This is a genomic window from Paraburkholderia sp. WC7.3g, assembly GCF_050436345.1.
In the GTDB taxonomy this organism is placed as follows: Bacteria; Pseudomonadota; Gammaproteobacteria; order Burkholderiales; family Burkholderiaceae; genus Paraburkholderia; species Paraburkholderia podalyriae.
Genome location: NZ_JBNDMA010000005.1, coordinates 88478 through 104033, shown reverse-complemented (window position 1 = coordinate 104033; position 15556 = coordinate 88478). Strand labels below are relative to the sequence as shown.

The 15556-nt window shown below is 57.0% G+C and carries 6 protein-coding genes and 1 pseudogene; 6 read left to right on the top strand and 1 reads right to left on the bottom strand.

Annotation, left to right across the window (positions count from 1 at the left end; translation table 11 throughout):
* Positions 1-410: 410 nt before the first annotated feature.
* From OKW43_RS42480 to OKW43_RS42455, 6 genes and pseudogenes are all read left to right on the top strand, one after another.
* Positions 411-1340, top strand: coding sequence for a SpvB/TcaC N-terminal domain-containing protein (locus OKW43_RS42480; RefSeq protein WP_429454856.1), 930 nt, complete (start codon positions 411-413; stop codon positions 1338-1340).
* Positions 1341-1351: 11 nt separating this feature from the next.
* The gene (locus OKW43_RS42475; protein ID WP_429454855.1) at positions 1352-2299 is read left to right on the top strand and encodes an encapsulin; all 948 of its coding nucleotides are present in this window, start codon (positions 1352-1354) and stop codon (positions 2297-2299) included.
* Between the two features lie 139 nt (positions 2300-2438).
* Positions 2439-8351 carry a neuraminidase-like domain-containing protein gene (locus OKW43_RS42470; protein ID WP_429454854.1) on the top strand — a complete coding sequence of 1971 codons (5913 nt, stop codon included), beginning with the start codon at positions 2439-2441 and terminating at the stop codon, positions 8349-8351.
* 20 nt (positions 8352-8371) lie between these two features.
* Positions 8372-12118 carry a hypothetical protein gene (locus OKW43_RS42465; protein WP_429454853.1) on the top strand — a complete coding sequence of 1249 codons (3747 nt, stop codon included), beginning with the start codon at positions 8372-8374 and terminating at the stop codon, positions 12116-12118.
* 220 nt (positions 12119-12338) lie between these two features.
* Complete coding sequence (locus OKW43_RS42460) at positions 12339-13370, top strand: nucleotidyl transferase AbiEii/AbiGii toxin family protein (protein ID WP_429454861.1); 1032 nt, start codon at positions 12339-12341, stop codon at positions 13368-13370.
* Positions 13371-13565: 195 nt separating this feature from the next.
* A pseudogene (locus OKW43_RS42455) lies at positions 13566-14288 on the top strand (IS6 family transposase).
* Between the two features lie 315 nt (positions 14289-14603).
* On the opposite strand, the gene OKW43_RS42450 reads toward OKW43_RS42455, so the two are convergent.
* Positions 14604-15428: a hypothetical protein gene (locus OKW43_RS42450; RefSeq protein ID WP_429454852.1), complete on the bottom strand. Its 825-nt coding sequence runs from the start codon at positions 15426-15428 to the stop codon at positions 14604-14606.
* Between the last annotated feature and the right edge of the window lie 128 nt (positions 15429-15556).

Genomic DNA, 15556 nt, shown 5'->3' with positions numbered 1-15556 from the left:
ATGGGCGCGACATCCGAGCGAGCCGGTGACTGAGCCGTCTGCGGCTTCCCGCCTCGGTACGGCCGTATTTCGGTTTATAGGCTATCGGTGTCAGTATTTCAATTTCCGCCATCAGGAAAAGCTGGTCACATACCGATGGACGGGCAGTCTCACCATTGTGGAACATTGAAATATTGACGACCGTAATCTATAACGTGGAATACCGTTGTGCTGACGAAGGGGCGTGCCCATAACGTTCTTAGCCTCCGCCAAACTCAGATGTTGCGTCCATGATAGCCATCTGAGAATTGAGCTTTCGTCTTTTTCAGCTTTCGTCTTCCTTTGCCGGCCGCCCCTATGCGGGTGCCGGTTGATTGCCTGGCCATCTTTCTGCGCCGGTTCCATGCTTGGTAACAGGTGCAGGAGGGGCAATGGCCAATCGGAAAGCAAAGCGCGACTCCAACGGCGTCGGGGATACGCGGCCTCCGGACAGCAGTATCGGTGTTCTGTCTATTGCGTTGCCCAAGGTTGGCAAAGCCACGCGCGGAATCAACGAGAATCTTTCAGCCGAACCACGCGCCAGACGCTCCGATTTTGGCCCTCAACTGGGGTTGCCGTATCGCTTCGGCGACGGCACATTCCGCATCGCGCGTGGCCTTTTCATGCCAGCGATCACGAGAAATACAGACAAGGGCCTGCCGCACAACCGTGACGCGGAAGAACCCGATGTCTTCATCCTCTCGCGGAGCGAAGACCTGGTGCCGGTCTTCAAGAAGAAGCCCGGCGGAAACTGGGATCGCGACGACAAGAGGAACGCGATCATCTATGAGTGGGTGGCCAAGAACCACAATAACTTTAATGTTGGGCGCACAACGAGCGCAATGGCAAGCAGAACCGGAGATGACCGATATCGGCATTACACCGCGAAACTCCATCCGAACCACACCCTCCCGAGAAGTCCAATTCGACCCACGGAACCTGGAAGCTCAGGAATCCACAAGTACTGTCGATCGAACAGCAGATGTTGTGGTACGCGGTACCTGAGCTGGATGAAAGTAGCGACCGGCATCCCTCAACCGATCGCTGAAAGTAGGAGCCGTCCTATCCGCACAGCCAAATGCCGTTGGCGAACTGATCAAGGGGGGGGCTTACCAATCCCACAAAGAGAAGATGCAAATGCCCTTCCACTTCTATCCGAACCGCATTTTTTCACCAAGTGGTTTGGGAAAGGATCTATGAGAATGTGCAGAACTCCTGAACAATTGTCAGAATTGCAAATGACGCGTGTCCTACGCACGGTTGCCGATACGACTCCCCTTCCGCGGATTGTCGAAACAAGCCGTATTCAGCAAGCCAGATAGAGGGGAACAACATGAGCAACAACGAAATTAATTGGAGCCCTGAGGTTTGGGCGAGCATCAACGGTACTGACCAAACCAATCCCGGCCTACTCAAGACCGTGATGGGGCCAATGCGAGTAGCGCAGCACGTCTTTAATACAACTGTCCAAGGTACTGAGGATTCAATCCACGCTGACACAGTCGACCTTAAGACAGGGATCCCAACAACGGGTCAGATGAAATCTTTCGCAACCCTAATTAAATCATTTGTACTGTTTCCCGTGCACGTCGGAGATTCTAAGCTGACTATGGCTATGAATCAAGTCACGCTTGCCGCTCAATCTCTAGCTTTGGTCGAGGATATGCTCTACTTCCAAGGGCAGAAAGCGAAGGCGATATTGCCTAAACAGGTCTCCATGCCAGACAAGGACATTGAGAAACTAGGAGATGGGTTGCTTGGAATAGCAGAGTCCAACCTGACGATTCAGGTTGCTCTGAGTAATGAAAACAACAAAACTTACGGAGCCCAGACGTTTGCTGCTGTAGTCAAAGGCATTTCCTTCTTCACCAAGAACCTGCAAGGACCGCCTTATGCCCTTATTCTGGAACCAGCCGTCTACGCCGACACCAACGTCCCGTTGGAAGACAGTTCGCTAATCACGCCGGCGAGCGCGATCCGACCACTCCTTGAGACTGGTGGCTTCGTTATGACGCCCGGGCTGCCCCAAAAAACTGGGTTGCTCGTGTCGCTGGGCGGCCAGACGACCACGCTGTATGTTGGAACGGCGCCTGCTGTCGCCTGCAAATTCGCAACCGATAATAGCTACTCTTTCACCGCGAGTGAAAGCATCCAGTTTCACAACATCGACCCCCGTTCGCTGGTCAAACTGGAGTTTACGGATGACAAGTCTGACCGGAACGGTGCGACAACGGCACCGGCAACGGCAACGGCAACGGCAACGGGCAACAAAATAACGTGAGCCTCTAAGCAACCTGATAAATCTACCGTCAACGGCCTGCAAGGGACGGCATCTTGTGCCTATGACGCCGACGCTTTGCCCGGCCTGATCGGCGTCGACGGTGCATACGGTGCGGCGGTTGTTGATAGGGCGATTGACTATGACCAACACGACATTAACCGTAGGCGCTTTGGGCGGCGATGTTATCCGCCTCCATGCGTTACTGCAGGCGCAGGGGTTCCAAGTCTCCGGCGAAGAGGTTAAGCAAGGCTCTTTCGGACCCGAAACGCGACGGGCGGTGGTGCAGTTTCAGCAACAGAATGGATTGCAACCCACCGGCGTGGTCGATGAGAAAACGGCGACAGCGATTGGATTGGCCATTGTGGCAGGCCCGGCGCGGACCCCGAGCCCCCCAAAACAGGAGCTTGGTACCGCAGTTGGAACACGACTGGGCGTGGGTTCGCCAGAGGTGGCTTTCGCACCCGGGTTGCAGTCTCCGCAGCCCGGCGCCACAACCACGATTCCACAGAAATCGACGAACGCCGCAAGGGCGGACAAAAGCATTGCCTCCCCATCGACGAGCGATGTCCTGGCCACTGGAGACATCTACAGCAACAGCGGCACGCCATTCTTGGTCTCTGTGCGAGGCACTGTCGTCGATGCGTACATGACGCCAATCAGCGGTGCCGTCGTGGTCGCGTATACCAAGCAACTACACGGGCTGCCCGTGCTGGCCAAGGCCAGCACCGACCCACGCGGCCACTACGATATCGCGATCTCCGCAGCTGAATCTGGCACCGCCGGGACGCCGGTAGCATCGCGCAGCATTGGTCGCATCACCGCTCCAATCAATCTCTTGCTGCGAGCGTTCCACCCTGAAAGCGTACAGATCGCGGAATCACGCGTCTTTTACAACGCCACCGGCATTTTGAATCTCGACCTCGTCCCGAACGGCGCAACCTACAATGGTCCCTCTGAAGCGGAACTAGTCGGCGTGTGGATCGCAGCATCGCTCGACGGGGCAAAGGTCACCGAACTTACGAGTAAGGACATCGATTTTCTCGCGAACACCACAGGAAGTTCGCGCGCGCAAATTACTGCGCTCGTTGGCGCTAGCGCCCTCGGCATGCAGACGGGTATCCCGGGTGAGGTCTTCTATGCCTTAGCGAAGGCTGGCTTCCCGACCGATTTGACAGAGCTCTATCGAACGAGACCAAAGGTTCAGCGACGCGCCCTGGAAAACGCGCTCGACAACAATACGATTCCTGCACGGCTGCGACCGCAACTCGATAGCGTGATGGAGCAGCTCCAAGCTGCAACCGTCAAAGCGGCACTGAGTACATCGACCAACGGCCATCCAACGCTGGGGACGCTCCTCTCGACAACGAGCTTGAGTCAGGATCTGCAGGCGCAGTTTCTCTCGAAATTTTCAGCACACACAGGAGCTATCGAGGAATTCTGGTCGACCTTGGCGCAAGATCCACAGTTTTCGCGCGGCGCAACGATTGCCGATCTGCAATTCACGCTGCAAGTGGGAGCAGTGACTCTCAATCACGCTCCACTCATTCGGGCATTGCAGCAGCAACGTCAGAATAAACAGATCAGTTCACTGCGCGACCTCGCGAAGTTGAATCAGAATGATTGGAAAGCGCTGATCATCGGTTCAGCCGCACGGCCCGGCGTCGGGGTCCCAGCCGAAATCACGGGAAACACACCAGATGCACGAGCCACAACCTACGCGCAAATCCTCAATCGCATCGTCGACGACGCCTTCCCCACAGCGGCGATCGCCCGACGTCTCGGCGAATTGAAGCAGGCCGATCACGCCGACATTCGGAGCTTCCTCGACAGTAACCTGAGCTTCGACTTTCACTCGGTAGTCATCGATCAATATTTCAAAGAAAAATCGGCCGAATCCAACGTAACTTTCAAGATGGAGACCATCCCGAAACTGAAGGCCTTTCAGCGTCTCTTTCGCCTCTCCAAGCACGCTGACCACATTACGACATTATTGAACGACGGGATCCACTCATCGCATCAAATTGTTCGTCTCGGCAAGGTTCAGTTCGCGAGCAAATACGCCACTGCGTTAGGCGGCGCCGCGAAAGCCGACGCAGTCTACTCGCGCGCATCGCAAATCGCGATGACCGCACAACACCTCTACTCAAACTTCAATCTACAAGTCAACGGGGTGCTCCCTGCGGTGGTCAAGAAGAACACGCCGGATACACTGCAGCTCCCCGATCTCGAGACCCTCTTTGGGAACCTCAATTTCTCGCCGACGGAAGAATGCAGCTCAGTCCTGGGTCCGGCGGCATATCTCGTCGACATCCTGCACTTCTTGCGCGATCGCATGTCGCCAGATGGAACGCAGTCAGCAAAAGACATCCTTTTTAAGCGGCGCCCCGACCTCGGCGAGATTGAGTTGACCTGCGACAACACGAACACGCCATTGCCGTATACCGATCTGGTCAATGAGATTCTGGAAAACAGCATCGCGCCGCTCCCCTTCGCGTTGCCCGGGAGCCTGCTCACCGATCTACAGACGCTGACGCCAACAGCGACGCTGATCCAAGCCTTTGCCAGCAGTAACATCACTCTGAGCCCGAATGCCACGATTCGACCGCAGATCGACATCGGTATCTATGGAAATTACACGATAGAGGACACTGGCTGGCGGCACGTCATTGAAGGGACGGCTGCCGGCTTTCTCGAAGTCACTCCGTGGCCGCAGACCTCGGGAAGCCCCGAGGAGCGCGCAGCAAATCCCCAGCACCTCAATAGCGACGCGTACGACATCCTGGCCCAGGCGGTGTTCCCGTGGAACCTACCACTCAATCTCTGGGCCGAAACCGCACGCGCCTACCTTGGACACCTCGGCGTTAAACGCAACGACTTGATGACAGCATTTGCAGCCAGCGGGCCAATGAGTGAAGCGCTGACGACCGCCATCAATTCGGAAGCCTTGAAAATAACGACGCTCGAGCGGCAAATCATTGCGGGCACAACTGGCAGAGCTCTAAACGAATTCTGGGGCGCAGCAACTCAACCGCCGTCGACCTGGGCAACGGATCTCTCGATTGTACGAAATTTCGAGAATGCCTCAGGGATTCTGTACGCTGACATCCTCGCCTTGCTGGCGAGCCGCTACATCAATCCTGGTGCCACGATGAACATTCAGTCGATCGTTCTGAACGATCCGCTGACCACCGATACGACCAGGCTGCAGATCACGAATCTGACTACCGATGCCCTCGACCGGATCCATCGCTTCGTTCGTCTGGCAAGGAAGACCGGTTGGAGCTATGCCGACCTCGATCTCACGCTCGGCGTCCTCGGTCCGAACTTCACGGAGGTCGGTGGGCAGTTCAAGGAAACTTTCGTCGTGCCGTTGGCGCTCGTCGTACAACTCCAGGCGATCCTCAGCATCCCGATCGAGCAGGTGCTTTCGCTCTGGTATCCGATCAATACGGTTGGCGCTTCGTCGCTTTACCTCAGGTTGTTTCAGAATCCGGTGGTTCTCAAGCCGATTGACCCCGACTTTGTGCTCGACGCAGCTGGGACCGAGCTCGCGATCGTCACCTCGGCCCCCGCAAACGCGAAGATCTCCACGCACATCGCAACCATCCTCGCCTCGCTCTCGATCAGCGCCAAGGATCTCGCAGCGATTACGAGGCTCGCTATCACGAATGACGTTCTCAATCTCGCCAACCTCTCCGAAATGTACCGCCTCACCTTGCTCGCGACGGCCACGAGCCTGTCGATCAGTGATGTGTTGCGCCTCTGCTACATCAGCGGCATCCAGCCGTTCGATTCGACCGACCCCGGAATGGTTCAGGCCTTCATTCAGCTCGCTGAGGAGTTGCGCAAATCCGGCTTCAATCTCGATGAACTGGACTATCTGCTGCGCGACCAGAGCTTTCCAGGCTCAGTCGTGGCGCCGCTCGATCAGAATGTCGCGCTGACGCTCGACGACATCTATAACGGACTTCTCAAAACGCCGGATCCGACGCCGGCGCCAAGCGATCCTGTCGGAGACCTCACTCGTGCGGCGCTATCGAAACTTTCGGGCTTCGCCGATGATGTCATCAGTACGGCGATGGCGATCATCGGTGGCACACCGACCGGTCCGGCGGCGATACAAAACGCCAACGCCTTCATCGATGCCCACTTTGCGTCTTTCATCAATCCGACCGACGCGAAGGCCCAGCTCGTCGGTCCGCCGCCGCTCATCAAAGATGCACCGTCGCGCTTCAGCTATGTGTTGTTCGCGCTACAAACGACTGCCGTGCTGACCGCACGACGCAATGTCGTCAAGCAGAAGCTCTCAACGGCGCTCAAACTTGAACCCGCTATCGTGGACGACTTGCTGACGATCGTCATCAAGTCGACAAAGGCGCCGGGCAAGGTCGCTATCGACGATTTCCTCTTGCTGGCCTCGATCGAAAAGACGGATCCCAAACAATCGCTGACGCCCGCGCAGTGCGTCGACCAGATCCGCACCTACGGCCTGCTCGCCAAGGTGGCGATGGTGATCGCGAAATTCCACGTTCGCACCAATCAGGCGGCTTGGTTGACCAGCTTCGGCCCTTCGGTCGGATGGCTCGACTTCAACTCACTCCCGACCACTTCGCAGCCCGCTGCCAGCACATTATTCGCTGCCTGGAAACGTACCGCCGATCTCTTTGCGCTCCGCGATGCCTTACCGGGCGGCGGCGATACGCTTGAAACGGTCTTCAACATGGCGCGGGACCCGTCGGTTACTCAGACGCAGATCCTTGCAGAACTCGCGAACCGCACCAACTGGTCCCTCGATGACCTCCAGACAATCGTGGGGCCCCAGATTCTCAATCTCACCTTCCCCACCGCGTATCAGGATGAACGCGGAATCACGCTGATCCGCGCGGCATTCGCTCCCCTCAAACGACTGGGGGTCAGCGCCGCGACCGCGCTCCCGTGGACCAAACCGGATCTCACCTCCGATGACGCGCGCGCGATGATCCAGGCGGTCAAGGCAAAGTACGATGATGCTACCTGGAACGCGGCTGCAAAGCCACTCCGCGACGTGCTCCGTGAGATGCAGCGCGCCGCGCTGGTTGGCTATCGTCTCGTGCGCCCCGATCCAATGCTTAACCAAACCTGGACGACCACGAACGAGATGTTCGACTGGTTCCTGATCGACATCGAGATGACACCGGCAATGGTGACCTCGCGCATCAAACAGGCGATCGGCTCAACCCAGCTTTTCGTTCAGCGCGTGCGCATGAATCTCGAAGCCAGCATCGTCGCCGACGAGACCGCCGATGACGTCTGGAAGAACTGGGCCTGGATGAAGAACTATCGCGTCTGGGAAGCCAATCGTGAAGTCTTCCTTTGGCCCGAAAACTGGGTCGAGCCAGAGCTCCGAGACGACAAGACGCCGGAATTCAAGACCCTTGAGAACGAAATCCTCAAGAACTCGCTGACCGACTCCATCGCGAGTGACGCCATCATCCACTATCTCGAAGCGGTCGATCAGATCGCGCGGCTCGAGATTTGTGGGATGTGTCACCAGCTCAAATACAATGATAATGGAAACGTGTCGACGGACATCATGCACGTGTTTGGTCGCACCTACAGTGGGAAACCGCAAATTTACTACTATCGGAGGTGGGACGCGATCGCGGGGGTGTGGTCGGCTTGGCAGAAGATCGATCTCGACATCGACACCCAGCATCTTGTCCCGGTCATCTACGAGGGGCGGCTCTACCTCTTCTGGTCGATCTTTACATCGAAGTCGGACAATCCACCGTTTCAGATGCCCAACCCGGGAGACAACGTACCACCGGCGCCGGTGCAGTGGGATATTTCAATCGCCTACGGCGTCTTGCACAACAACAAATGGTCGGCCAAGAGGTTGTCGGCCTTTTCACTCTTATACCCTCCGACCCCTGTTGACCCAGACACGCTGGTAAACACGTACGATCCGGGTACCACCTTCACGTTCCGGCCCAGCCAATCTGGCGGCAGTCAGCGTGTCGATTGTTATTACTTCACCAGCCCGCCGCCCCCACCCCCGCCACCCCTTAAGTAGCCGATACCAAGGAGTAAATCGTGTCGCAAGATTATGGTGTCATCGCCGTCGGCTATTTTCAGCTCGATAATTGCCATGGTTACCTATGGACGAGGGAGGAGTACTTGGACAAGATCACCATGACTGACTTCCCGCCCGACAACATGATGGTCGACGGCATGGGCTTTGACGACCTGCTGGCGCACGACGAACTCGTCCTCGATCAAACCGAGCTGCTTGCGATGGGCCCAGACTCGACATTCATTATCGGTCCCGCCGGAAATATCGCGGCTTTTGATGTATTTGAGGATTTCGTTTACGTCGACAATCAACGCACGTTTTATGCAGCAGTAACCGACTCTCTTGGGGATGCCAGCCAGGTCGGCAATCCGGCGCAAGCCTCGCCCTATACGGTCGAAAGAGTGAAACAGGCCTACTACCTCCCGGCGATGGCGGGACCGACGATCTCGTCACCAGCGCGGCTGCGCACCCCGAGCCTCATGACTGTCACGCCAAATGCACCCTCTCCGAGTGGCAACGCTGGGACTACGATCAATGGACCGCGTGCCCCCGTAACGTCACAGGTCGTGACCGAGGATCGGGTCTTGACCAAATTGCGCCCGGGTGTTTTCGGAACATCGGGAAAGCGAGTTGCCAAGTTCAGCGATACGAGAACCAGCCTTGTCGGGAAACTCGGGAGCGGAGCGTTGGCTGGTCTCGCTGGTCTGGACCAAACGATCCAACCGGCGTCGCGCAACGGTCTCGTCGATTACCTCCACTGGAATTTCCGCGAGCTCTACCATCCATTTATCTGCCAACTCATTGGCGCCATTTACAAGGACGGGCCTCAAGGTCTCTATACCCGACGTGTCGAGGTCGATCAATTCTTCGACTATTTTTTGGCGCAGTATGGGCCTAATCCGTCGCAAATTACGCCGCCCTATCCGGTCGAGGACTACGATTTCACGCAAACCGGCGGCTACGCACTCTACAACTGGGAAGTTTTTTTTCACATCCCACTGCTCCTTGCCAGCCGGCTCACGACAAACCAACAATTCGAAGAGGCCCAGAAGTGGTTTCACTACATCTTCAACCCGATGGACGCTTCGAGCGACGCGATACCCAAAAAATTCTGGGTGACCAAGCCGTTCTTCGAGCACGGCGATCTGGACTATCTAAATGCGGAGATTAGCCGTCTGCTGCAGCTGATCAACCAGATCCAGAATAACCCAGATCCCGAACTCACCAAACAGATCACCCAGTGGGAAGCGAATCCGTTCAATCCGCATCTGATCGCACGGCTCCGCACGGTCGCCTATCAAAAGACGACCGTGATGAAGTACCTCGATAATCTGATCGCGTGGGGCGATCAGCTGTTCAAGCGAGATACCATCGAGACGATCAATGAAGCAACGCAGCTTTACATCCTTGCGGCCGAGATCCTGGGACCGCGACCCGAAGCGATCGCGCCACGCGCCACGATCGCTCCGGAAACCTATGATTCGCTTGCGCCCCAGCTCGATGGGTTCTCGAATGCCCTGATCATGGTCGAGAATCTCGTGCCGCCGGTGCAGGGCGGATATGCGCAGACGGATGTGCCAACCCTGCCACTACCGTATACACTCTATTTCACGGTCCCCAATAACACCAAGCTGCTGAGTTACTGGGACACGGTCGCCGATCGGCTTTTCAAAATTCGCCATTCGCTCAACATCGAAGGCGTCTTCCAGCAACTCCCACTGTTCGAACCACCAATCGATCCGGCACTCCTCGTCGCGGCGACGGCGGCGGGCGTCGATATCGCCAGCGCCCTGAGTGATCTCAATGCTCCAGCGCCGCTCTATCGCTTCAGCGTAATGCTCGAAAAAGCTAACGTCTTCTGCGCAGAAGTAAAGGGCATGGGTGTCGCGTTGCTGGCTGCACTCGAAAAGAGCGATGCGGAAGGGATGGCGTCCTTGCGATCGAGCAACGAAATCGCTCTCCTGAATGCTGTCAAGAGCATCAAGACCCAGCAAGTCCAGGAAGCTCTAGACACGATTGACGGTCTGAACAAGAGCAAGGCGGTCATCCAACTGCGGCACGACTACTACGCGGGGCTGCAATTTACGATTGACGGCGAGAAGTCCCACCTCGACGCATTGTCTACCGTGTCAACGCTCGAATCGGTGCAGTGTGACATCGCGATCGTCTCAGCGATCCTCTCTCTCTTTCCGGAGCTCAAGATTGGATTCCCTTCGACATGCGGCGCTACTTTGGGCGGCGCCAACCTGGCGGGGGCAGCAGGGTATGCGAAGGAAGCGATCGCCCACAGCGCCGCCGATACGAATGTTTCCGGGCAAAGTGCGGTCACCATGGCGAGCTACACACGCCGGTACGCCGAGTACCAGTTCCAGGCGAGTCTCGCAGCGGCCGAATTGACGCAGATTCAGAGTCAGATCGAGACTGCAACGTTGCGTTGGAGGATCGCCACCGCAGAAGTCGCCAACCAGGATCTGCAAATTACCAACGCGCAGGGCGCCGATGACCTCATGCACTCGAAGTTTACCAATCAGGAACTCTACGATTGGATGATCAATCAGATCTCCAGCGTCTACTTTCAGGCCTATCAACTCGCTTTTGACATCGCGAAACGAGCCGAAGCTTGCTATCGCTTTGAACTCGGGATCACTGACGCGAATAAGTTCATCACGTTTGGTTATTGGGATAGTCTGCGTCAGGGTCTGTTGGCTGGCGAACGACTTTCGTACGATCTGAAGCAGCTCGAACTCGCGTATCTCGAGAATAACAAGCGAGAGTATGAGATCACCAAGTACATCTCACTCGCGAGCCTCGCACCGAGGCAGCTCGTTAATCTGCGCGAGACGGGGACCTGTCTCATCGATATTCCTGAATGGATATTTGATCTTGATTATCCTGGGCATTACCTGCGACGCATCAAGAACGTCAGCATAACAATCCCCTGTGTCCCCGGACCATACACCAGCATCAACGCGACGCTCACACTGGGCGCGAACAGCACGCGACTCAGGACGACGCCCACACCAACCTATGGCCGCAGCGGGATGAACGATACTCGCTTCAAGGACAATTTCACGTCGGCTCGAGCGATCGTGACAAGTGCTGGACAGAACGACAGTGGCCTGTTCGAACTCAACTTCCGTGATGAAAGGTATTTGCCGTTCGAGGGTGCCGGTGCGATCTCGACCTGGACCCTCGAAATGCCGCCAACATGCAACGCGTTTGATTTCGAGACGATCACGGACATTATCCTCAAACTCCAGTACACCGCACGTGAGGGCGGAAACGACTTTTCGCAAACCGTGCAAAAGGCGGTTGCGCTGCCACCCCCGGCCAACCTCGCGTTGCTGACGAGCGCAAATCATGATTCCCCGAATGATTGGCATCGTTTTCAGCATCCGAGTGATGTCAATGCGACAACGTTCGTTTTCGTGACCACGATTGGTCCGGAACGCTTCCCGTTCCTGTATCGCAATCGCATCACATCGGTTAATAAGGTGGCGTTGATCGTCCGTCCCGCTGATCCCAACAGCAGCTTCGTCGGTGACACTTTCAACCTAACCGCACCCGATGGATCGACTGCGAAGCTGACGCTCGGGCCCGGTGACCCATCGGGTAGCGCTGACCCATCGGGTACCGCGTACGCACTTCCCTTTGACTATGCGACCTTGGGAAGCGTCAAGCCTTTCGGACAGTGGACCTTCTCGACAGCCGTGGATCCGACGACCATCGCGGATATGTTTTTTGTCTTTTGCTACTCGGTAACTTAATCGGCTCGCGTGCAAATCGTGGTCCAAAGTCGGCGGCTACGCGTGCAAATCGCGCGATTCAAGCGGGGCACAGACCTGAACGACAGTTCGTATTGCTTAGCTCCAACCGGGTGATGACCGCACACATCACCCACCCGTCTATTGGCGACCATGGGCGTTTTGCTAGAGGACGCCCCCCGCTGTTAGAGACAAACTACCACCCCTCGCTTAACCGTTGACTATGATGACCAGGATTAGCGACATTGAATTAAAGCGGCTCGCCGCCAAATATATCTGGTGGAATACACCAGATGAAGCCGCCCAATGCCCCGATCGCGTCATCACTCAGGTCATGAATCTCGGCAGCTACAGCGAAGTCGAGGGGCTGGTGGCGCAAATGGGATCTGACGCTCTTCGCCATGTTCTCACTCATGCCAAGCCCGGCGAATTCAACGAGCGTTCCTGGGCATATTGGAACTATCGACTTGGTCTTGCTGACATTGACCATATGCCTCCGATGCCCACTCGGAAAATCTGCGTGGCCGCCATCTTCACCCCCCACACAGACGTCCTGCCGCCGGCTCAGCGGCGTTTGTGGCCAGAACTCAGTCCCGCCAATCAACTTGGCTTCGTTCTCTATGGCGGCACGGCGATCGCTCTCAGGCTAGGCCATCGGCCATCCGTCGATTTCGATTTCTTCACGCATCATCAACTCGACAAAGAGGTCATTCGCAAGTTCATGCCGTTCACAGCCACTGCGGAGGTCCTCCAGGATCGGCCGAATACGTATACGATACTTGTCCGCTATGGCGATACGACCAACAATCACGTTAGAGTGTCGTTCTTTGGCGGACTTCCCTTCGGTCGCGTGGCCGATCCAGAAATGACCGACGATGGTGTCCTTCAGGTTGCCGCATTGGATGATCTCATGGCGCATAAGGCCAAGGTCATCCGCCAACGATTCGAGGCCAAAGACTACAGAGATATCGCCGCAATGGTCGACGCCGGTGTTAGCGTTGGTCGAGGCATTGCCACTGCACGCCAGATGTTCGGCGTGCAATTCCAGCCGATCGAAAGTCTCAAGGCGATGGTCTGTTTCCAGGGAGGTGACCTCGCCACTCTGTCCGGCCAACACCGTCAGACGCTTATTACCGCGGTTAGGTCTGTCAAGAGGTTGCCGGACGTTAGCATCAAGTCATCCGCTCTTTGTGTACCAGTCGACTTTCACCTGTTCCCACACGTGCAACCCATTCAATGCGATCGGCCCCGATAGAACGACGGATTGTCATTCAGTTCCGCCGTGCTCCTCGGAAGCGTTTCACGAACGGATTATCAGTCACCTAAATCCTGAGCCAGGCGGCCGCTAACGAACTGATCATAAAGGGCTCTCTGGGGTGTCCATTTGGTTCTGTCGCATTAACGCGGGGGAAGTAAAATTCGAGGCTGAGGAAACCGCTTTGGTCGCACGATGAAGAAGACACTGACGTCACGAACTACGCTTGCTCCTGGCATCGCCAAGGTTCTGAAGCGGCTGCACTATCCGCTTGAAGTGATGCTGCTGTGCGTGCGGTGGTACGTGGCCTACTCGCTGAGTCTTCGTAATCTTTAGGAAATGCTGGCTGAGCGCGACATTGGCGTCGATCATTCGGCGGTACATCGCTGGGTCATCAAGCTGGTGCCGCTGTTTGAAAAGACGTTTCGCAAGCACAAGCGTCCGGTCGGCAAGAGCTGGCGGGTTGATGAAACCTATATCAAGGTCAAGGGCTCGTGGAAGTATCTTTACCGCGCAGTGGATAAGACGGGCAACACCATTGACTTTCTGTTCAGAGTCAAGCGAGACAAGGCCGCTGCGCGGCGCTTCTTCGCAAAAGCAATCGGTCAGAACGGTTCGCCCGAGACGGTGACTATCGACAAAAGCGGCTCCAATCTGGCCGCGCTTAACGCGGTGAATGCCGAGCGCGAGATGCCCATCAAGATTCGTCAGATCAAGTATTTGAACAACATCGTGGAGCAGGATCATCGGGCCATCAAACGCCGAACCCGACCGATGCTCGGGTTCAAGGAATTCAACTGCGCCCGCGTCATTCTGAGTGGCATCGAATTGATGCACATGATCAAGAAAGGACAGCTGCAATGTTCGGGCAACACCCCGCTGTCTGCCACCCAGCAATTTTACTCGTTGGTTTCATAAGCTATCCTACGCATATCGCCTTCGCTTGTCCCACTTGCGTTACTGCGACAGAACCCTTTTTCACCGGCCGGTAGTGATAAGAGACCGTGATTAAGAACCGACAGTTAAATCGCGGCTTTCCCGACACTTATTTGATTGGGCATTGCATCAACTGTGGATAACTCTGCGGGCGGCTTGCGAAATTGCCTTTCAGGCGGTGCGGTGCGTACGCGAATCCGCCGGAAATAGTCTAGCGGACGCGCTGCGGCCGCTGACCAGCGAAATCCGGACGAGCCGGTGCCTCGCGCGGCGCGTTAGGCTGGTCGTGCGAGAGGGCTAGCTGCGCGGAGGCGCGAGCTGCTGTCGCGCGAGCCTGAAACAGGTTTCGTGGTTCAGGGAAGGATCGGCCTGTTTGATCTGGCCGGCGCGGATCTGGATCTGCCGCTCGAACTCGGCTTCAGCATCGTCGACCATCCCGCGGGACGCTCCGGTCGGCCCGGGCCATGCGCGGTCGGCGCGTGCTGCACCGTTTTTCAAGCCTGCCAGCCAGAGCTGGCCACGGGCGTGCTCGCGCTCGTCACGTGTATCACGCCGGCGCTGTTTGGCGTCGGCGGCCGCTCGCATCTGCTGACGCAGTGCCGCCTTGCTACGCTCGTGCCGCAGCCATTTCGCGAGGCCAAACGCGCCGAATAGCGCCGGCGGCAAATACTTGATCGCAGCCAGTCCTCTGTAGTTGCCATCATTGATGCGCTCACAGCGCGGCCGCACCGAGGTCAACCCGGCCTTCTGCAGGTCGTGCATTGCGCGCTCCGCGCGCCGCTGATCAAGTCCAGCCTGCTCGGCCAGGAACGGCAGCGTCAGGTTCTGCATGCCACCGTCCGTCGACGGAATACCCACGCGCAAAGTCAACAGATCGAGGTATTTGAGGCTTGCGCGCAGCAACTGCATGCACGCGACGCTGCGTTCGGTGCGTTGCTGACGCGTCGAACCGTTCGCGCGGTTCAGGCTCGGCAACCACTCGTCGGGCGCATCGAGATAGCGCCCGAGGCGGTTCATCAGTTCGGTCAGCACGCGCGGGTGTCCGCCCGCGCCGGTTCGGGGCGGGTTCGGCAACCCTGGCGGGAGTGCCGCGACGCGACGTGCGTGCAACTGACCGGACATGCCGGAGGCGGTCCGGGCTTAACGTGGCATCAGGAACACCGAGGGAAGAAACGGCTTTCGCCTGCATCGTCCTGTCAGGCAGGGCAGGGCAGATATTGCGAATGGAACGAGGTTGGGCCGTCCGGTCC